Here is a 20,139-nt window from a genome sequence, read left to right on the forward strand (position 1 = left end):
TTAAGCCCCCTCTGGCTGGAATATCAAATCACCGTTGTGCTCTACAATTTTTCCGCCGAGGAACGCCCCGCCATCCCCGCCCTTCTTACCGCCTATATACCCTGCCGTCGCCCCTCCAATTATTCCGCAGGTCAGAGCACCGGATCCTCTCGTGGCGACACCTAGAAAAATGTGGCAGGCCCGGCGTGTTAATTCAGCCCCTATTACCCCTGCGCCAGCCGCCCCTGCCACACCCCCCACCAACCTCCCAGTCTCCACATACTTCGCTCTGTTGCATTGCGCCTCCCTTCCCACCACACACGCCTCCTTCATTTCCAAACCCGCCACGCCCACATCCAACGCCAACCCCAGATATGTTCCTTGCTTTAACCATTTCGACATCTGCGTAATCGTTTGAACCCGCCGCACATACCCCACAATTTCGCCTTGATGCAGATAGCTGTTGGTCGAGATCCCAAGCGCTCCCTTCAGCGGTTGATTGCCACGCAACCCCGAGCCAAATCGTGCAGCCCCTTGCAGTTGCATATCCAAAACGCCAAACATTCTTTGACGCTGTCGTATGAACGACTCTCTGTCCAAACCACCGTCCTTCAATTGGCGATGCAGTTGCTCGATTTCCTTCAAAGTCTGTGCAACCGCCTGCAGGTGCCGGCTCCAAGCCGACGTCGCACTGCCGATGCCTATCGAGCCATACCCCAGAATGCTCTGCGCCAAATCGTAATTTGTGTTTCCTGCTCTATCGAGCGGCACGTTCTGGTCCAGTTGGCGACTAATCGCTTCAGCGTGGCGCATCAACCAGGCTTCTTCGATTGAGCAATAGGCACTGGACATTTCTGGAACGATCACCAACTCACCCGGCCTCACCATTCCTTGGCGCAGGTGTTTATTCAGCACATCAAAATGATCTGCGCCCTGCAACAAGCCTGCGTGCCATAGCTGTGATTTCAAAAATGAGTAGGGTGTAGCCTGTTGATTGATGTAGCCGTACGCCATGTCCTGGATTCCGATACCGAGAGAGATGGCATCGAAATATAAGCAAGCGCCTACAGCCCGGACACAAGCAGGCGGGGGTCAAAAAGTACGTTTGGGAAGTTGCCTACACAGCAAAAGATGAACGCCTACAGAAGCGCCCCTAATACCCCGTCATCTCCAAATACCCCACCCCACCCTCAAACCGCACCGGCCCTTCCCAGTACGGAATACCCAGGTCCATCCACGCCTTCGGGTTGACGGCCTCGGTGGTGATATCCAGCTGTTTGCCGGGAATTTTCAGCGACCAGCGTGTGGGAATGTTGCGCCCGTCGATGGCCGTGGTGGTCAGCGGTGTGAGTTGGATATCGCTGTTGTGCAAGGTCTCGGTGTGGCCCTGGGCGTCGATCCAGGTGCCGGTGAGGTAACCGTCGCTGTCTTTCTCCCGCACGCGAAACAGCATCAATTGCTCGCCGCAGTCCAGGTGCAGGGAGAACCAGTCCCAGCCGGTCTGGCTGGCGGCCAGGGGCTGGCTGCTCCATTCGCGGTCGAGCCAGGCTGGGCCGCTGACCTGGTAGGTGTGGCCGTCGAGGCTGACGCTGCCGCTGGCGGTGAAAAACGGTTGGCTGTAGTAGTACGACGCCTGGCCCTGGTCGGATTTGCGGCTGTAGCCGCCATCGCCTTGCAGTACCAATGGACGGCTGGAGGTGAGGCGCAGGTCGTAGGCAAATTGCGCGCCGCTGGCCTTGAGTTGCATGTCGGCCAGGGGGCTGGCGGTGCCGGGGCGGCTGGCGAAGTTCCAGTCGTCGATCCAGGCGTTGAACGGCTCTGCCTGAGCCCCAGCCTGGCCGACGCCACCCCGAGCCAGGCGTTCGGCGGCGTAGTGGTGGGTGGCCGAGGTGACGGCGGCGTGGCCGAGCCACACGGTTGAGTCGCGCCAGCCAGGTTCAACAGGGCCGGCCTTCAACGCGTTACGAAACAGCGTCCATTGCACGCCGAAGACATTGCCCTGGGCGTCCTTGAGGTTGGCGGTGACGTACCACCATTCGATACGAAAGCCGTCATGGGGCCCGTGGTCCTCGGGGAAGCTGAAGACTTTGCCGGGCACCACCTGGGCAAAGTCCGCCGCATCGCTGCCCAGCCCGGCGAAACTATCCTCGGGTGCGGGCGCCTGGTCGCACCCGCTCAACAGTAACCAGGCGATGCACGCCAGTGCCTTAATCTTCATGGGCGAACGTCCTCAACAAATCCGCCGGGCGGCTGCGGTACAGCTGCCATAACGGCCAGGCCGACGCGAGCAAGGTGGCGAGCATCGCCAGCCCCAGCAATTGCGCAAGCTGGCCGGGGAATACCTGCAGCGGCAGGCGCCAGCCGAAAGCCTGCACGTTGATCACCGCATCCAGGCACCACGCCAGCAACAGCCCCAGCGGCAACGCCAGGATCAACGTGAGTACCGCCAGCAGCCAGGTCTGGCCGAGGTTGAGCAGCATCAATTGTCGGCGCGTCACGCCCAGCGCCCACAACGGCGCGAGCTGGCCCAGGCGGCTTTGGCTCTGGGTCAGCAGGCTGATGAACAACGCCACGCCGGCGACGCCAAGGGTCAGGCTGTTCAACGCCGCGGTGGCGGCGAAGGTGCGTTCGAAGACCTGGCTGGACCAGCCCTTGAGTTGCTGTTGATCGACGATGCGGCTGTCTTCTAGGGCGAACTCACGCTGTACTTCACGGATCAGCGGCGGCACGTCGGCGGGGGCCACCCGCAGGTTGAAGCGTGCCGGTGAGAGCGTCGGCCAATGCGCCAGCAAGTGCTGGGCATTGACCAGCAGATGGCCCTTGGGGTTGCCGTAGTCGGCGTAGATGCCGACGATCTTCGGCGCCCAGGTGCCCTGCGGGGTGGGGATGGAAACCGTATCGCCCAGTTGCACCTTCAGGCGTCGCGCCAGTTGTTCGCTGAGCATGAGGCTGTCGTCTTGCAGCAAGCGATCCCAAGGCGCGTCCGCCGCCTCCAGCAGCGGCCAGTGTTGACGATAAGTGGGGTTGTCGACCACGCCGAACACCTCCGCGGGCCAGCCTTGCAGTTGCACCGATACTTGCCAGGCGGGCAATACGGCCTGCACCAAGGGCTGGCGGGTCAGCCATGCTTTGAGTTGTTCGGCCTGCTGCGGATTTTGCGGGTTGAGGTACAGCTCGGCGGTGAGGCGCTGCTCCAGCCAATGGGTGAAGGTCTGGCGAAAGCCCGAGGTCATGGAGCCGGCGCCGATATTCGCCGCCAGGGCCAACAGCAACGCCATCAGCGCCAGGCTCAAGGCCGGCAGTTGCTGGCGGCAATCGGCCAGGAACCACTGGCCCAGCACCGAGCGACTGCGCCCCAGCACCGCTTTCAAAAAACCGTTGAGCAGCACCGGTAACGCCAACGCCGCGCCCAACAATAAGGCCGCCATCAGCACAAACCCGGCGGCCAGGCTATCGCCCAGCCACAGTGCCAGCACCGCGATCACCAGGGCCGCGGACGCCACCCACCCTTGGCGCCGCAACCAGCGCCCATGGGCTTGATGCCAGGCCTGGGCGTTGGCCAGCGCCAGTAACGGCAAACGCGCCGCGCGCCACAGGCTGCTGGCCCCGGCGAGCAGTGCGCCCAGCAGGCTCACGCCCAAACCAGCCAGCCACCACCAGGGGCTCAAGTTCAATTGGCCGGCGACTTCGGCGCCGTACAGGCCGCGCAAACTGGCGGCGACATCCGGCAGTAACAGACTGGCCAGCAAGTAACCGCTGGCGATACCGAGCACACCGCTCAACAGCGCCAAACACCCCAGTTCAATGCCCAGGCTCAGGATCAGCATGCGTGCGCTGACCCCACAGGCACGCAAGGTTCGCAGCAGGCCACGGCGCTGCTCCAGGGCCAGACCGATGGCCGCATGCACGATAAACAGCCCCACCACAAAGGATAAAAACCCCACCGCATCCAGGTTCAGGTGAAAGCTTTCGGTGAGGCGTGACAGGTTGTTGTCCTCGCCCTGCTTCAGTTGCAACGCGGCGGGTGGCGTGGGGTGGCGCGCGGCGAAGGTGTTGTCCACCAGTAAGCGCGACAGGCGCCCAGGCATATTGAGCAGGGGTTGGGCAAAACTGATATCGGTCAGCAGCAGGCCAGGCGCCATATCGGCCTCTACCTGCAACGGTGGCAGGCGTTGCCCGGTGGACGTCAGCGGCTGCTCGCCCGCCTGCAACCCCAGCGCCTCTAACGTTTGCGCAGCGACCCAGGTACGCCCTGGCGGCTCGAAAAACGCCAGCATCTGCGCCTGGCTCAAGCGTTGCCCCGCCACGCTGCCGCTGCCGGGCAACGACACCGGCTCGATACCCATCAGTTGCAGGCGCTGTTGATCATGCCCCTGGAGCACCACCCGGCCCTGCACCACCGGGGAGACCGGCCACCCGGCGCGGCGCAGCTCGGCAAACAGTGCTTGGGGGAAACTGGCGGCGTCCGGCGCAACCAGGCTGGCTTGGGGTTCGCCACCGATCAATTGGCTGGCGCGTGCGTAGCTGTCCCGCGCCTGGCTGTTGAGGGCCTGCACGCCGGTGAGGAGCGCGGTGGCCAGCCACAGGCCGGTGAGCACGCTGAAAAACTGCACCGGATGGCGCCGCCAGTGGCTCAGCAATGCGCGCAGCGTCCAGTAAAACAGCGCCATCTCAGCGAGCGTCCATCGGCACGACACGGCCACGGTGCAGCATCACTTGCCGGTCAAGCCGTGCGGCCAGGCGCGGGCTGTGGGTGACCATCAGCAGGCTGGTGGGGCTGTCACGCAACAGGTCCAACAGCAGTTGCAGCACTTCATCGCTGGTGGCTTCGTCGAGGTTGCCGGTGGGCTCGTCGGCCAACAACAAACCCGGCCGCGAGGCCAGCGCCCGCCCGACGGCAACCCGTTGCTGCTGGCCACCGGAGAGTTGTTCGGGGTAACGCCGCAGCAAGTCACCCAGCCCCAGGCGCTCCACCAATTGCGCTTGCCAGTGCGGATCAAAACGCCCCGCCAGCCGCGCCTGGAACGCCAGGTTGTCTTCCACGCGCAAGCTGCCGATCAGGTTGAACTGTTGGAAAACCAAGCCGATTTGCGTACGGCGCCAATGGGCCAGTTGCCCCTCGTTGAGCTGGTCAAGGCGCTGCTCGCCGATGCGGATGCTGCCGCCGTCCACTCGATCCAGCCCGGCCACCAGGTGCAGCAAGGTGCTTTTGCCGCTGCCCGATTCACCCATCAGCGCCAGGCTGCTGCGCTCGCCCAGGTGCAGGTCGACGCCGGCCAGGACGGCCAGCGGGCCTTGCGGGGTCGCGTAGTTTTTAACAACACCTTGCACCTGCAACATAAGAACGCTCATCTGAAGGACCCGCAATGAGAATAACGGCTGATGCTCCTGCCCACGCAAATTTTTCACACGGATTTCACCGCCTGCCCATCCAGCGCACTTTAAAGTGCCCGCCAACTCGTGGTAACCCACAACTTTCTTAGTTAACCCAAGTGACACTCTTAACATGCACGTGTTCAGCAAAAAGACAGCAGCGCTGTGACAGTCTCCTGCCTCACTAAGGGCAACTGCCCCGTCATGCAGCCGTTTTATAAACACAATAAACAGTGCCGAGGGTGAACCGCGTGGCAGACATGATCCTGGCCAACCGCCAACCTAAAAGGTCTAGGTTAAAACGCCTGAGAAAATACCGCCTGCACCTGCTTGGCCTCAGCGTCACCGCCTTGTTGTTGGCGGGCTTTTTAATGTGGCCCAGCTCACCCCTTGACCTGGGCGTGGGCAATCGCCTGCTGACCTCCGGGGTGCTCGCCAGCTGGCGCGAGGGTGAACTGGTGGTGTTGGTGCGCCATGAAGAGCGCTGCGACCGCTCGGCCAACCCCTGCTTCGGCCCCGCCGATGGTCTGACCATCAACGGCACTCAACGCGCCGTCGAACTGGGCAAAGCCTTTGATTCATTGGGCATGGCGGTGACCGACGTGCTCAGCAGCCCCACCACGCGAACCGCCCAGACGTCACTGTTCATGTTCGGCAAGACCGAGCTGTCCCCCGGCCCGCTGGCCATCTGCGGCGACGCCATGGGCGATGAAATCCTCGGCCACAAACAGCCGGGACGCAACCTGATGCTGATCACCCACAGCGCCTGCATGAGCGACTTCCAGACCAGCCTCGGCTTCCCCCACGCAGCCGCCGCCGAGTACGGCAGCGCACTGTTCGTCAAGGTGCTGCCCAACGGCACCTTCAAGGCCATGGGCACAATGAATATCGAAGAGTGGACCGCCGCACTTAAACAACTTTAATTACACTTGTTTACATATTAAGCCACAACGTGTTCAGCAAAACGACAGCCCCGTTATGGCATGTTTAGTCGCGCCTGTAAGTTATGTTTTCCTACAACTATTTAGTGACCCTTTACGATGCTTCACCCTATTAAGTTAATACCGCCACTGCCCGTATTTGAACGTTATGGAGCGATGTGCGCATGCCCCGCATAAACCCTCTGGCCTGGCTATTGCTGGGCGTTGCTGTGTTCATCTTGTTGCCCCTGGGTTTTCACGGTTTATGGGCGCCAGACGAAACCCGCTACGCCCAGGTCAGCCAGGAAATGCTGATGAGCGGCAACTGGGTGGCGCCGCACTTCATGGGCGTGCGTTATTTCGAGAAGCCCGCAGCCGGCTATTGGTTCATCGCCCTCGGCCAGGCAGTGTTCGGTGAAAACCTCTTCGGCGTGCGCATCGCTTCAGTGCTGAGCACCAGCCTGAGCGTGGTGCTGGCCTACCTGCTCGCCCGTCGTTTGTGGAACGACCCACGCAAGAGCTTTGCCTGTGCCCTGCTCTACATGAGCTTCGGCCTGGTGGCCGGGCAAGCCGGGTATGCCAACCTCGACCCGCAATTCACCCTGTGGGTGAACCTGAGCCTCGTGGCGTTGTGGTTTGCCCTGGACTGCCGCACCTCACGCGAACGCCTAGGTGCCTGGGCAGTGTTGGGCGTGGCCTGCGCCATGGGGTTCATGACCAAGGGCTTCCTGGCCTGGCTGCTGCCGGTCTTGATCGCCGTGCCCTACCTCGTCTGGCAGCGGCGCGTCGGTGAGTTGATGCGCTACGGGCCGTTGGCGGTACTGGTTGCCGTGCTGGTATGCCTGCCCTGGGCCCTGGCGATCCACCTGCGCGAACCGGATTACTGGCATTTCTTTTTCTGGCATGAGCACATCCGCCGCTTTGCCGCCGACAACGCACAGCATGCGCGGCCGGTGTGGTTCTTCCTGCCGATCATGGTGGTGGCGTGCCTGCCGTGGGCTGCCTTGTTACCTGGCACCCTGCTCAAGACCTGGCAGGAAAGGCGCCAGCCGGCGATTGCCTTTCTCGCCCTGTGGCTGCTGCTGCCCCTGGGCTTTTTCAGCCTGAGCAAAGGCAAGTTGCCGACTTACATCATGCCGTGCCTGTTGCCCCTGGCGTTGTTGATGGGCCACGGTTTGATCGACCTGATCAAGCAAGGCAAGCCGCGTACGCTGGTCATCAACGGCGCGCTCAATTTCGTGCTTGGCATGACGGCCATGGTGGCGCTGATTTACCTGCAAATCACCCGCCCGCTGTACGCCAATAGCCACGCAGAGATGTTCAACCTGTCGCTGACGTTTATCGTGCTGCTGGGCTGGATCCTCGCCAACCTGCTGCAAGCGGTGCGCCCGTTGACGTTGTGGGCAATGCCCGCCCTCGGCATTGGCTTGCTGGTGGCACTGCTGCCGGCGGGCATGCCGGCCCTGATCGAAGATAACGAAATGCCCGACCAATTCGTGCTGGAACATCTGGCCGAACTGCAACCTACCCGTGCTTTGCTGAGCAATGACCTGGGCCTGGCATCGGCCTTGACCTGGCGCCTGCGCAGGCCCGACGTGGCGTTTTATAACACCCAGGGCGAGCTGCGTTACGGCTTGAACTACCAAGACGCGGCACAGCGCAAGGTCACACCGGACAGCGTCCAGGCCTGGTTGGCCGAGGCACGCCAGCAGGGTTCGGTCGGCGTGCTGATGCAGGTCAAGAGCACCAGCGAACACCGCGAAGAAGGGCAATTGCCTCCCGGTGGAAAACGTTATCGCAAGGGCGACCTGGTGCTGACGATTTACCCCCAACACCCTTGAATGCAGCGCCTGCCACAGGGAACATCCCATGAGTTTCTGGAAAACCGAACGCGGCGCCCTGGTGTTACTGCTGGGCGTCTCGGCCTTGCTGCTCTTGCTGGGCCTGGGCAGCCGCGACCTGTGGGGGCCGGAAACGCGCTGGGCAAATATCGCCTTGCAGATGCTGCAAAGCGGTGACTATTTCGACCCGTACCTCAAAGGCACGCCGTATTACGACAAACCCCTGCCCTCCTACTGGCTGATCACCGGGTTTGCCCACCTACTGGGCGGCCTCGGCCCGTGGTCGCTGCGCCTGTCATCGGTGATTGCCGCGTGGTTGAGCATCTGGCTGGTGTACCTGATCGGTGAACGCTTGTTTCGCAAAGGCACCGGGCTGATCGCCGGGTGGATGCTCGCCACCACCTTCTACTTCCTGTTCTGGGCCCGCGTGGCCACCGCCGATGTACTCACCGTGTGCGGCGTGCTGGCCGCGGTGTGGTGGTATTGGCGCGGGCCGGATGACACACGGCTGGGGCGCTACACCGTATTTTTCCTGTTGCTGGCCGCCACCTCACTGTTCAAGGGTTTGATCGGTGTGGTGCTGCCGGGGCTGGTGCTGTTGCCACACCTGCTCAGCGAACACCGCTACAAACGCCACCTCAACCTGCGCCTGGTGCTGGCCCTGCTCATCGCAGGCATCGTGTACGCGATACCCTTTGTGCTGTCCCACCGCTACGGCGCCCCCACTTACGGCGAGAGCGGCCTGGAGCTGGTGTTCCGCGAAAACGTGGTGCGCTTCTTCGACCCCTTCGACCATATGGGGCCGATCTACACCTACCTGATCTACCTGCCGGCCTACACCCTGCCCTGGGCACCCTGCTGGTTACTCGGCCTGTGGCTGGCCGTGCGCAACTGGCGCAAGGCGCCGCCCAACGTACGCTGGCTGGTGTGGGGCCTGGGCCTGTTGTTTATATTCTTCACCGCCAGCGGCAGCCGCCGCAGCTACTACGTGTTGCCGCTGGTGCCCTTTGCCCAACTGCTCGGCGCCTGGTGGCTAAGTGAACGCCTGCACAAAAAACCTTCGAGCTGGCCGCGCTGGCAAACAGGCTTTGGCCTTAGCGCAGGCCTGCTCTTGCTGGTGCTGGGCGTGATCTACCCCTGGACCAACGGCAACGGCGGCGTCACCCGCTTCGCCACCGACCTGCAAGCCCAGGCAGAAAAAAGCGCGCCCTGGAACCAATGGCAGCTGGTGCTGGTAGAGGTCGACAACAAACTGCCCATGTACCTGCAAAACCACGGCAAGCCCTTCTACTACGTGAGCGAAACCCAGGACTTCCCGCGCCAGGGCAACAGCGCCGCGTTCATGGCCTGGCTGGAAAAAACCAGCGGCCAGGGCTTTGATCCGCAACGCACGATAATCGTCGCGCAGTATTCCAAGGACGAGCCGGCGCCGTTGGCGTTTCTGGGGGTGGATCATCAAGTGGTGACGACGCAGCCGGATAATGGGGAGCGGTTGTTCAAGGCGCGTGAGGGTGGGAGTGTGGCGTTTGTTCCGGGGATGCGCTGAGGCACTGTGCTTGCTGGCCTTTTGTCATGGTTTGTAAAGGGCCAGCAAGCCGTGTCCCTTTAAATTGCAGGACGTTTCCGAGACAATCCCCGCCGCCTTGTGCCGGTTGGAATCGGTGGCTAGTCTGCGGTCTGTCACTGCTCATCAGTGATCGGGTTTAGTCGCTCGTATCTTCCAACACGGCATGGTCTCCATGAGTTTTATGGTGGCTGTGCGTAGGGCACCTTCGGGTGCGCCGGATGTTTCGTGTTGGGCCGGTCGACTAACCTGCGTACAGCCGCCACCCTCGTTTAGTCGCGACGGGTGTCGTCTCCTAATCCAACGCGGAGCTACACCATGAATAAAGTCCTACCCGATCCACCCCTCGACCCTGCAAAAGACCGTGCCGCGTTCAACCGCGCCATCGACCACTACCTGCCCAGCCAGGGTTTCCACAACGTCAACGACGATCTTAGTTTTGAAGATGCCTTGCTCTACACCGCCAGCTTGCTCGACAGCGCTTCGGCAACGGCGCTCGACTGTGGCGAGCTGCTGGATAGCCCGGGGCGGGCGAAGATTCTGGCGGTGTGGCATTTGTTGGAGATTGCCAAGACCACGGTAGATCGCTCTATTGAGTGCGTGAAGCCTTTGAAGCCAACAACTTAAAATGTAAAAGCGGGCCTAGCCCCATTTTGTAGGAGCGAGCTTGCTCGCGAAAAACCTCAACGATAACGCGCGCCTCCTGAATAAACGCCGCGCCTGTGAGTTTTTCGCGAGCAAGCTCGCTCCTACAGTGGTATTGATGCAAATACCTTGGTAGTTCAGGCGAACCGAGTCGATGCCATCGCGCGCTAGCCAGTTCCCACATGGGTTCGCAGGGCATCAATCGAATCAATATCGCGGAGAAACCCGTTCCCATTTCGCAAGCGTTCAGACACAGCTACCAGCCTCTCAAGTTCTGGGCAGACTCGCCGCGTGAATAAATGCCTCATCCAAAGTACTGCCGCCGTACCTGCTCAAAAATCCCTCGGCATTGGAAAACCGATTAAAGCGTTGTTGGCTTAGCATGTAAAAGTCATCGCAGTGAGTGGCGATCTCGTCAATGTTATGCGACGACACAAGTATCGCCACACCTTCCGCCGCCGCGCCCTCCAGACACCGCCAAATGTGATACCGGAATTCCGGGTCAACCCCTGCAGTGGGCTCATCCAAAATCACAAGGTCTGCGTTAACGGACAATAACGACAAGGTGAAAAACCAACGCTTTTCGCCATAGCTGCAAAGGGATGATTTCTTCTTCCAGATTTCGCAATAGCGTTCAGCGATACCAGGGCTCCACTTTTCAATTTTTTCCAAGGCGTGCCGCTGGGTAACGCGCGTATCGGAGCAAAAAAGCATCATCATGTTAAAAACATCGAACATTCGAAATACGGGAGGCGTTGCGATGATCTGTGACAGGTAAAGTAGCTTGGAAAATGAATGTTGCACTTCACCGCCATTCAATTTCTTCAGGCCACAGATTACGTCAAAAAACGTAGTTTTTCCGGAACCATTAGGCCCCAACAAACCTGTCATTGTGCCGGCGTCGACTTCCAATGAGGCACTCTTGAATAAAATATGCTGACCATACCTAACGTCCAGTGCATCCACGATTAGCCGTTTCATCAGTACCGACTCCAAACGGGGTTGATGAGTAAAAACCGGAACACAAACCACCCTGTGACAATGATCATTCCTAAAATCGACGCGACCAACATAGCGGACCCGGTCACCCCCACCAACATCAGGCGATTGGCCCACACCATCGGATTAAAAAGGCCGATTACGTTAAATAGTGAATACGAGGTGCTAAGGCTACCGATACCCAGCGCCAACATAGAGACTGATAATATGGAGAAAAGAGTATTAGTATTTTGAAAGCCTATGGGCACCAGCGTCAACAATAAGGATGGCGTAGAAAAAAGCAAAAAACACATATAGAAACGACCAACAATAACCAACCACTCTTCTAGGACCATCAAACCAAAATAGCCCCGCGTCAGCACATAAAACACTGAGCAATAAATCACCGACATAAATGAGTACGCTAAAAACTGCCCAGTGAGAAAGGTGATCTTGGTACGCTTTGTATACACAAAGGAACGCAAAAAACCACTCTCTCTTCGCCCCACTATATAAAACGCCAAACCAAAAAGTGCCACGCTTGAAGAGATGAAAGCGTAAAACCATGAAGTGGCAGATGCGTAGTCGCGAACCTGCTCTTCGCCAGAGTACTTGGCATACGTTATCAAGTAGAACGTTACTACTGGGGATATCACGACCCACAGAAGCGCAACCGGCTCCTTTAACTGTTCTTTGATAAAAAGTTTAGCCAGCAAGAAAGGCAGAGATAATAGATAGATACGCATAGCTCACCTCATGAAAACGGTACCATTTCATCCAAGCGAAACGAAAACAAAGAAATGCAGACTGAAGTAACATCCATAATTTAGTAGACAAAGAGAAAGATGCAACGAAAATAATTTTCTACTGTAGGAATCAAGACACATCCGATTAGGAAATTTCACTCATTAAAATCAGAAAACCAAAAATTTCCAAAAAGAAAAGTGAATAAATCAACTTTCACAGACCCAATTATCCTTTCACAAAATAACAACTTAGAAATCTTCAACCTCTAGACTCAACAAACATTCTGGTGAGTTCTGCGTAGGAAACCGCGCAAAGCCCCAATAACAAGGATTGATAAATCCGACAAATGGTCCGCACCTAACCATGTCGAGTTACACAATGAATAAAGTCCTACCCGGTCCACCCCTCGATCCTGCAAAAGACCGTGCCGCGTTCAACCGCGCCATCGACCATTACCTGCCCACCCAGGGTTTCCACAACGTCAACGACGACCTGAGTTTTGAAGATGCCTTGCTCGACAGCGCTTCGGCAACGGCGCTCGATTGCGACGAGCTGCTGGATAACCCAGGGCGGGCGAAGATTCTGGCGGTGTGGCATTTGTTGGAGATTGCCAAGACGACGGTAGATCGCTCTCTGTAGGAGCGAGCTTGCTCGCGAAAGACTCACAGGCGCGGCGTTTATTCAGGAGGCGCGCGTTATCGTTGAGGTTTTTCGCGAGCAAGCTCGGTCCTACAGTGGTATTGATGCAAATACCTCGGTAGTTCAGGCGAACCGAGTCGATGCCATCGCAGCATAGGTATCTACACAACTTTGTAGGTTGTAGCAGCCAACGGTAACCACGATGCGAAGCGAGCCGCTCTTGATCTGCTTTTGATCTTAGGCGCCCCGTTAAACCACGCTGGCCGGAATTCGACAGTGATTTGGGGGGTAAACCGGCAGGGATGCCGGTTTAGCCGCCCCGCGCCATGGATGGCGCGTGGCGGCGGCCCCCCAAATCACTGGCGGATTACGGGCACACCGAGCCTAGGCGAGGTGCCGAGTGGTGGGGCAAGAGCGTTTTGCTTACTTTTGCGCTTTTCAAAAGTGAGCCGCTGTCAGAGCGGAACCCTAAGTGGCCGTTACCGCAGGAATGGATATGTACACGGTCCAACTGTGTTGACTGTCAGGCCGTCTTCGCAGGCAAGCCAGCTCCCACATTTGGATCGCAGTGCGTCAGTTAGAACAGCGTCGACTATCCGGCCGTCACGGGAGCAAGCTCCCTCGCCACAGGTCCCGCGTTGGCTCTAAATTGTGTAGATGCCTATGGCAATCGCAGGCAAGCCAGCTCCCACATTGGATCGCAGTGCCTGAGTTAAATCCGTCGACGGCGGTTGAGTTGGGGGATGGCGGTTTGGGGTGCTTCTACACGCGGGGCCTGCGCCGCTGTTTTTGCGGCCAGTTGCGCCAGCGTGGGCTGGCTGAACAGGGTGCGCGCATCCACGTCCAGCCCGGCCTTGCGCAGGCGGGCGACGAGGTTCACGGCCAGTAGGGAGTGCCCGCCCAGTTCAAAGAAGTGGTCATGACGCCCTACCCGTTCGAGTTTCAACACCTCGGCCCAGATCCCGGCCATCAGGCTTTCCACCTCGCCCACTGGCGCTTCGTAGGCTCGGCTGAGCACGGCTTCCAGCCCCGGTGCCGGCAGGGCGTTACGGTCGAGTTTGCCGGCGGGGTTGAGGGGCAGTGCCTCGAGTTGCACGAAGGCGGCCGGCACCATGTATTCCGGCAGTTGCTCCAGCACATGCTCACGCAAGGCTTGCAGGCTCGGCGCCTGGCTACGCAGGGTGAAGTAGGCCACCAGGCGCTCATCGCAAATCAATACGGCCACCTCATGCAACGCAGGGTGGGCGGCCAGGCATGCTTCGATCTCGCCCAGTTCCAGGCGCACGCCGCGCAGTTTGACTTGGAAGTCGTTGCGCCCGAGGAACTCAAGATTGCCATCGGGCAGGTAACGCACCAGGTCGCCGGTGCGATACAGGCGGTCGCCGGGCACGAAGGGGCTGTCGATAAAACGTTCGGCAGTCAGCTGTTCCAAGCCCAGGTAGCCACGGGCAACGCCGACGCCGCCGATGTGCAACTGGCCGCTGATGCCCATGGGCACCGGTGCATCATGGGCGTCCAACACGTACAGGCGGGTGTTGTTGATGGGGCGGCCAATCGGCAGTTGCAGGGCAGGCACCGGCGCGCCAGGTTCGAGGGTCCAGGCGCTGCTGTCCACCGTGGCTTCGGTGGGGCCGTACACGTTGTGCAAACGCACCCTCGGCAAGCGCGCCTGTACGCCCCGGGCCAGGGCGGCGGTGAGTTCACCGCCGCCGCACAGCACATCGGTGAGGCTGGTGCACAGGGCCGATTCGTCCAGGTCGAGAAACTGCTGCAACATGGCGGGCACGAACTTGATCACGCTGATCTGCTGCGTGCGAATCACCTGCGCCAGGTACGCCGGTTCACGGTGCCCATCGGGCCGCGCCAACACCAGGCGCATGCCGTTGCTCAACGGCCAGAACAGCTCCCACACAGAACCGTCGAAGCTGAATGGCGCGCGCTGCAACAAGGCGCCGCCTTCGGCGTTCGGGCACAGCTGCGAGCCCCACTGCAGCAGGTTGCCCAGGCCGCGATGCTCGATCATCACGCCCTTGGGTGTGCCGGTGGAACCCGAGGTGTACATCACGTAGGCGAGGTTGGCGACGCTCAAGCCTGGCACTTGTGGGTTGTCGATCGGTGCATGGTTCCAGGCGCAGTGGTCGAAGTCGATCAGCGGGATCGAGACATCGGCCACCACTTTGCGGGTGGCGGCCTGTATCAGCAACGCCACCGGCTGGCTGTCGGCGAGGATGTAGGCCAGGCGCTCGCGCGGGTAACCGGGGTCGAGGGGCACATAGGCACCGCCCGCCTTGAGAATGCCCAGCAAGCCCACCACCAGATCCAACCCTCGCTCTACGCACAATGCCACTCGCGCGTCAGGCTGTACCCCGTGCTCGCGCAAGTGGAAGGCCAGTTGGTTGGCGCGTTCGTTGAGCTCACGGTAGGTCAATGCCTGCTCATCCGTCTGCACCGCGATGGCATCGGGGATTCGCCGCGCATGGGCTTCAAACAGCGCTTGCACGGTCAACGTGTGCGGGTAGTCGGTGGCGGTCGCGTTGAAGTCCACCAGCAACCTGTGCAGTTCGCTGGCGGGCAACACTGGCGCCTCGCGCAAAGGCATTTTCGGCGTGTTTTCCAGTGCGTCCACCAGGCCGTTCAGCGTGGTGTCCAAGTAGTCCAAGACCCGTTCAGCGCCGACTGCGCGCGGCGTCTTGGCCTTGAGCCGCAAGCCGCTGCCCAGGTCATCCACCGTGAGCATCAACGGGTAACTGAGGATGTCTTCACTGCTGAGCAAGGCAATGCCCGGCACCAGGTTCAGTTCGGGGTCAGCCGAGGTGTGACGGTAGTTGAGCAGGCTGTTGAACAGCCCGGTCACCCCACTGCAGCGCTGGGCCAATGCCAGCGATGCCTGTTCATGGGCGAGCAAGGCGCTCAGTTGTGCGTGGGTGTCGTGCAGCGCCTGCGCCACGTTTTGCCCGGCCAGGCGCAGGCGCAGCGGCAAGGTGTTGATGAACATGCCCAAGGCCCGCTCGGCGCCCTCGCCGGCTTGCAAACGGCCAAGCAGCACGGTGCCGAACACCACGTCTTCGCGGCCCGCGACACGGCTGAGTACCTGCGCCCAGACCAGGTGGAACAGGCTCGCAGCACTCACCCCCAGGGCTCGGGCCTGGCTGCGCAGGCGCAGATTGAGCGTGTCGCTGAGCGCACGCTGCGCCTCTTCGGTTTCGTCGCGATTGGCCTGGCGCTCCTGCAGGCCGAACGCCAAGGTCGGCTCATCCACATCCGCCAGACGCGCTCGAAAGAACGCCTCGTGCGCTGCCTGGCGAGCCGTTGAACGGCTCTGCGCCACCATGTTGCGATAAGGCACGGGCGCGGGCAGTTGCGCCTGTTGGCCCAGCAAATGGGCGCGAATCTCGTCCACCAGCAGCGTGGTCGACGTGGCATCGTTGACCAGATGATGAAAGCGCAGCCTGGCGACCCAGCGCTGGTGCTGGGGCTCCTCGGCGTAATCCAGGGCCATCAGCGGCGCCTGGCGCAAGTCCAGCGGTTGCGCCGGTTCGCGCAGCGCTTCGACCCGCAGCTGCGCCTGGCGCCACACCACCTGCATCGGTTGCTCAAGGGCATCCCACGCCAGGCTGGTGCGCAAAATATCGTGGCGATTGATCACCTGTTGCAGGGCACTGGCGAAGGCCTCCAGTTGCTCGCGGCGCGCAAAGCTGAACAGCGCCTGTTGCTGGTACGGGTCGTGCGCGTCGGTGAGGTGGTGGTAGAGCAACCCTTCCTGCAACGGCGCCAGCGGGTAGATGTCCTGCACGTTGGCGGCGCCACCGGGGATGCCGGCGACGATGCGGTCGAGGCTGGGCTGATCGAGTTCGGCCAGAGCGAGCAAATCCTGGGTGATATGGGTGCAACCGGCCGGGATTCGATTGGCCGGCACCGCCTGTTCGTGACCACCACACGCCGCCGCCAGCGCCGCCACGGTAGGCTGGCCGAACAGCACCTGCACATCGGCGCGCAGGCCGGCCTCGCGCATGCGCTGCACCAGCTGCACCGCTAACAGTGAATGCCCGCCCAGCTCGAAGAAATGGTCATGGCGGCCCACTGGCTGCACATTCAGCAACTCGGCCCAGATCTGCGCCAGTGTGGTTTCCACGCCCTCCCGTGGCGCTTCGAAGCGGCGGGTAATAAAGGCGTCCTGGGTCGGCGACGGCAAGGCTCGGCGGTCGAGCTTGCCGTTGGCGGTGAGGGGCAACGCGTCGAGGCGCACATAAGCCGCGGGCAGCATGTAGTCCGGCAACGAAGCTTGCAGGTGAGTGCGCAGTGCTTCGATTTCCACAGGCTGACGTGGCACACACCACGCCCATAATTGCCCGTCGCGAAACTGCACCACTGCATCCTGAAGCGCCGGATGGCTGGCCAGGGCCGACTCGATTTCACCCAGTTCGATGCGCACGCCACGGATTTTTACCTGGTCGTCGTTGCGCCCCAGGTAGTCGAGATTGCCGTCTGGCAGCCAGCGCGCCAGGTCGCCGGTGCGGTACAGGCGAGCGCCGCTGAATGGGTCGTCGAGAAAACGTTCGGCGCTGAGTTCCGGACGGTTCAGGTACCCCCGCGCCACGCCCTTGCCGCCAATGTACAACTCCCCCGCTACGCCAACCGGCACCGGGCGTTGTTGCGCGTCCAGCAGGTAGACCTGGGCATTGGCGACCGGCGCGCCGATATGCAACGGCTGGCCCACCTCGACACGTCCCGAGGTCGCCACCACCGTGGCTTCCGTGGGGCCATAGTTGTTCACCACTGCGAACGTCTGCGCCTGGGTGAAGGTGCGCAGGCGGTCGCCGCCGATCAGCAAGGTGCGCAAGGTGGGATGCCCCTGCCCCTGGCTGAACGCGTATTCGGCCACCGGCGTGGGCAGGAAACACACCTCCAACGGTTGCGAGCGCCACCAGTGAAGCAACGCGTCGATATCTTCTGCGCCTTCATGGGCTGGTGGCAGGTGCAAGGTCGCACCCACGCACAACGCCGGCCAGACCTCCCAGGCCATGGCATCAAAACCAAAGCCTGCGACGCTGGCGGTGTGGCTGCCCGCGTGCAGGTCGAATGCCTGGCAATGCCAGTCCACCAGGTTCGACACGCTGTGATGTTCAACCATCACGCCCTTGGGCAAGCCGGTGGAACCCGAGGTGTAAATCACATAGGCCAGGTTCGACGGCGTGACCGCAACCTGAGGGTTGCTGTCGATGGACGCATTGCCAGGCTCCAGCGCGATCACCGGTACCGTCGAGACGGGCAGACGCTGGCGTAAATCGCGCTGGGTCAGGATGGCCACGGGCGCGCTGTCGTGCAGCAGGTACTCCAGGCGTTCGGCGGGATGGGCCGGGTCCAGCGGCACGTAGCAGGCGCCGGATTTGAGGATCGCCAACAGCCCCGCCAGGGTGTCGAGGCCACGCCGAGCCAGGATCGCAACACGGTCATCGGGCAGTACACCGAGCGCCACTAATTGGTGGGCCAGCGTATTGGCCTGGCGGTTGAGTTGGGTGTAGCTCAGTGCGCGGTCCTGATACACCGCCGCAATAGCGTGGGGCGTACGTACGGCCTGGGCTTCAATGCGTTGATGCAGGGTTTGCGGCATGGCGTTGGGCTGCGCAGTGGCGTTCCAGTGCTGCAATCGGGCCTGCTCCTCGGGCAGCAGCATACAAAACTCACCGATGGGCAGCGCAGTGTTCTCCAACCCCTGCTCCAGCAGCCCGATGAAGCGCTGGGCCAACGCCTGCACGTCGCCCGCCTGGAAATACGCTTCGTTGTAGACGCAATGCAGCCACGCATTGTCCTGGTAACGATGGCTGCGCAGGTGGATGGCGAGCGGTAGCGCTTCATGCTGATTGGAGACCTTGATCGCGCGGGCCTGGACTTGGCCAAAGCGCAGGTCGTGGTCGTCCTGCTCGAACGATACCGACACGTCAAAGAGTTGCCCGCGATCCGTTCGGCGCAGGCCCAGCTCACGGTTCATCTCACTCAACGGGAAGCGCTGATGACGAAAGTCCTGCTTGAGCTGATCACGGATGCCCCGCACCAGGGCGCCGAAAGACGCGCCCTCGCTGAACGCAAAACGTACCGCGCTGACCTGGGTGAACAGGCCCACAGTGGCGCGAAAACGCGCGTTGGAGCGGTTGAGAATCGGTAGCCCCACCGCCCATTCCTGCCGTTGGCTGGTGCGGGTGAAATACACATACATCGCCGCCAGCAACACATGAAAGGCCGACGCCTGGTAGTGGTGGGCGACCTGCTCCATGCGGCTCTGCAACTGCACCGGGAAGCCTTGCACCCAGGTGTTGCTCGACGTCTTGGCGTTGTGCCTGGGGGTGAGCAGTGGTTCGGGCAGCACTTGGTATTTGCCCAGCCAATAGTCGCGGTCGCGGGCGTAGCGAGCCGATTGCAGGTAGCGCTGGTCGGTGTCGATAAAGTCGATGTAGGACGGCGCCAGCAGCTCGGTGTCGCGTCCCTGTTCCAGGGCGCTATAGAGCTGCGCGAGGGATTGCAGCATCTGGCCGAAGCCCCAGCCGTCGAGGATCAGGTGATGGGCCTGGGTGCCAAGGCGGTAGTGATCATCGTCAAGTTTGACCAGGAAAAACCGGCACAGTGGTTCGCCGCTCAGGGCGTAGGGCCGGGCCATTTGCGCCTGCATCAAGGCTTGGGTTGCCGCCGATGGGTCGGGCAGCGCGGAGAAATCATGCAGCGCCATTTCCACCCTCAGCTCAGGGGCGAATGTTTGCCCAGGCAGGCCATTGGCGTCGGTGTGCAGTTGAGTGCGTAGTGCATCGTGACGGGCCACCAGCAGTGCGACGGCACGCTCCATGCGCTCGGGCTCGACGGTGCCGGCAAAATCCAGGTAGCCGCCAATGTTGTACAGCGGCGAATCGCCCACGCGCAGTTGGTCGAGCCAAATGTCTTGTTGGGGGCCAGTGAGGGGGAAGCGGGCCGGCAGGCTGGAGGAATGCTGCATAAGATCCTTCTCATGGGGGGCAGGCACTGGCCGCGCAGAGGTGGCCCATTACACCGAAGTGGCCGGATTTGAGCATGGGCGCCGGGGGGTGTCTGACACCCGAAACCCGGACATTCAAATGGATGGATAGGCCTTGGCCGAACGTTCATGACTGGAACGATTAAAGCGCTGTAGGAGATTGGCTATAGCTGATCCTTACAGCGCCTTTGGATAACCCCTTTAATTTATAAATTCTTCATTTCAATCAACATGTTAAACAACACTAAAAATAACTTACGCCTGTACGTAGCCGGCTTTAATCATGAGAAACGTCGGTTTAATGGCGCAGTTTTTATGGCAGCTTGTGTCCCTCGTTTCCGCTACATACGTAGGACAAATCCCTATGGCTAAATAACATCTCGAACGCCGAGTTACGTTCAAGCAGTACGGAGCGCCCTGTGCAGGCCCTGGGCAACCGTTGACGGTTTTCGA

Annotated in this window: 12 protein-coding genes; 5 read left to right on the forward strand and 7 right to left on the reverse strand. The window is 60.7% G+C overall.

All coding sequences use genetic code 11. The annotated features are described in order from the left end of the window. The 4 genes from V8689_RS17735 to V8689_RS17750 form a co-directional block, all read right to left on the reverse strand. Complete coding sequence (locus V8689_RS17735) at positions 1-993, reverse strand: hypothetical protein (protein WP_056787261.1); 993 nt, start codon at positions 991-993, stop codon at positions 1-3. A 139-nt stretch (positions 994-1,132) separates the two neighbouring features. Next, the gene (locus tag V8689_RS17740) at positions 1,133-2,197 is read right to left on the reverse strand and encodes a lipocalin-like domain-containing protein (RefSeq protein ID WP_056787259.1); all 1,065 of its coding nucleotides are present in this window, start codon (positions 2,195-2,197) and stop codon (positions 1,133-1,135) included. Beyond that, positions 2,187-4,649, reverse strand: a complete 2,463-nt coding sequence (locus tag V8689_RS17745) for an ABC transporter permease (protein ID WP_056787256.1) — start codon at positions 4,647-4,649, stop codon at positions 2,187-2,189. The genes V8689_RS17740 and V8689_RS17745 overlap by 11 nt, the downstream gene beginning before the upstream one ends. Before the next feature lies 1 nt (position 4,650). After that, a complete protein-coding gene (locus tag V8689_RS17750; protein WP_003192369.1) occupies positions 4,651-5,319 on the reverse strand; it encodes an ABC transporter ATP-binding protein in 669 nt (222 codons plus the stop codon). A 275-nt stretch (positions 5,320-5,594) separates the two neighbouring features. On the opposite strand from V8689_RS17750, the gene V8689_RS17755 reads away from it, so the two are divergent. From V8689_RS17755 to V8689_RS17770, 4 genes are all read left to right on the forward strand, one after another. Further along, the gene (locus tag V8689_RS17755) at positions 5,595-6,275 is read left to right on the forward strand and encodes an Ais protein (protein ID WP_056787254.1); all 681 of its coding nucleotides are present in this window, start codon (positions 5,595-5,597) and stop codon (positions 6,273-6,275) included. A gap of 182 nt (positions 6,276-6,457) precedes the next feature. Further along, positions 6,458-8,113, forward strand: coding sequence for a lipid IV(A) 4-amino-4-deoxy-L-arabinosyltransferase (arnT, locus tag V8689_RS17760; RefSeq protein WP_056787252.1), 1,656 nt, complete (start codon positions 6,458-6,460; stop codon positions 8,111-8,113). Between the two features lie 28 nt (positions 8,114-8,141). Continuing rightward, a complete protein-coding gene (locus tag V8689_RS17765) occupies positions 8,142-9,659 on the forward strand; it encodes an ArnT family glycosyltransferase (RefSeq protein WP_056787248.1) in 1,518 nt (505 codons plus the stop codon). Positions 9,660-9,995: 336 nt separating this feature from the next. Continuing rightward, positions 9,996-10,304: a DUF6124 family protein gene (locus V8689_RS17770; RefSeq protein ID WP_034134265.1), complete on the forward strand. Its 309-nt coding sequence runs from the start codon at positions 9,996-9,998 to the stop codon at positions 10,302-10,304. A 285-nt stretch (positions 10,305-10,589) separates the two neighbouring features. Here the strand turns inward: V8689_RS17770 and V8689_RS17775 are convergent, their stop codons facing one another. Both V8689_RS17775 and V8689_RS17780 read right to left on the reverse strand, forming a co-directional pair. After that, positions 10,590-11,303, reverse strand: a complete 714-nt coding sequence (locus V8689_RS17775) for an AAA family ATPase (RefSeq protein ID WP_056787244.1) — start codon at positions 11,301-11,303, stop codon at positions 10,590-10,592. Next, positions 11,303-12,046, reverse strand: coding sequence for a hypothetical protein (locus tag V8689_RS17780; RefSeq protein WP_056787241.1), 744 nt, complete (start codon positions 12,044-12,046; stop codon positions 11,303-11,305). The genes V8689_RS17775 and V8689_RS17780 overlap by 1 nt, the downstream gene beginning before the upstream one ends. Before the next feature lie 379 nt (positions 12,047-12,425). Between V8689_RS17780 and V8689_RS17785 the strand changes: the two genes are divergently transcribed. Then, the gene (locus V8689_RS17785) at positions 12,426-12,686 is read left to right on the forward strand and encodes a hypothetical protein (RefSeq protein WP_056787237.1); all 261 of its coding nucleotides are present in this window, start codon (positions 12,426-12,428) and stop codon (positions 12,684-12,686) included. A 712-nt stretch (positions 12,687-13,398) separates the two neighbouring features. Here V8689_RS17785 and V8689_RS17790 read toward each other — a convergent pair. Further along, positions 13,399-19,668: an amino acid adenylation domain-containing protein gene (locus tag V8689_RS17790; RefSeq protein ID WP_434520576.1), complete on the reverse strand. Its 6,270-nt coding sequence runs from the start codon at positions 19,666-19,668 to the stop codon at positions 13,399-13,401. Positions 19,669-20,139: the final 471 nt, after the last annotated feature.

The sequence above is a fragment of the Pseudomonas sp. AK181 genome (assembly GCF_051122975.1).
Classification (GTDB): Bacteria; Pseudomonadota; Gammaproteobacteria; order Pseudomonadales; family Pseudomonadaceae; genus Aquipseudomonas; species Aquipseudomonas lactis.

Excerpts from the sequence above, each read along its gene's own strand:
- V8689_RS17770 (WP_034134265.1), top strand. The coding sequence starts at position 9,996 with ATGAATAAAGTCCTACCCGATCCACCCCTCGACCCTGCAAAAGACCGT.
- V8689_RS17745 (WP_056787256.1), bottom strand. The coding sequence starts at position 4,649 with ATGGCGCTGTTTTACTGGACGCTGCGCGCATTGCTGAGCCACTGGCGG.
- V8689_RS17790 (WP_434520576.1), bottom strand. The coding sequence starts at position 19,668 with ATGCAGCATTCCTCCAGCCTGCCGGCCCGCTTCCCCCTCACTGGCCCC.
- V8689_RS17750 (WP_003192369.1), bottom strand. The coding sequence starts at position 5,319 with ATGTTGCAGGTGCAAGGTGTTGTTAAAAACTACGCGACCCCGCAAGGC.
- V8689_RS17785 (WP_056787237.1), top strand. The coding sequence starts at position 12,426 with ATGAATAAAGTCCTACCCGGTCCACCCCTCGATCCTGCAAAAGACCGT.
- V8689_RS17740 (WP_056787259.1), bottom strand. The coding sequence starts at position 2,197 with ATGAAGATTAAGGCACTGGCGTGCATCGCCTGGTTACTGTTGAGCGGG.
- V8689_RS17765 (WP_056787248.1), top strand. The coding sequence starts at position 8,142 with ATGAGTTTCTGGAAAACCGAACGCGGCGCCCTGGTGTTACTGCTGGGC.
- V8689_RS17735 (WP_056787261.1), bottom strand. The coding sequence starts at position 993 with ATGGCGTACGGCTACATCAATCAACAGGCTACACCCTACTCATTTTTG.
- arnT (WP_056787252.1), top strand. The coding sequence starts at position 6,458 with ATGCCCCGCATAAACCCTCTGGCCTGGCTATTGCTGGGCGTTGCTGTG.
- V8689_RS17775 (WP_056787244.1), bottom strand. The coding sequence starts at position 11,303 with ATGAAACGGCTAATCGTGGATGCACTGGACGTTAGGTATGGTCAGCAT.
- V8689_RS17780 (WP_056787241.1), bottom strand. The coding sequence starts at position 12,046 with ATGCGTATCTATCTATTATCTCTGCCTTTCTTGCTGGCTAAACTTTTT.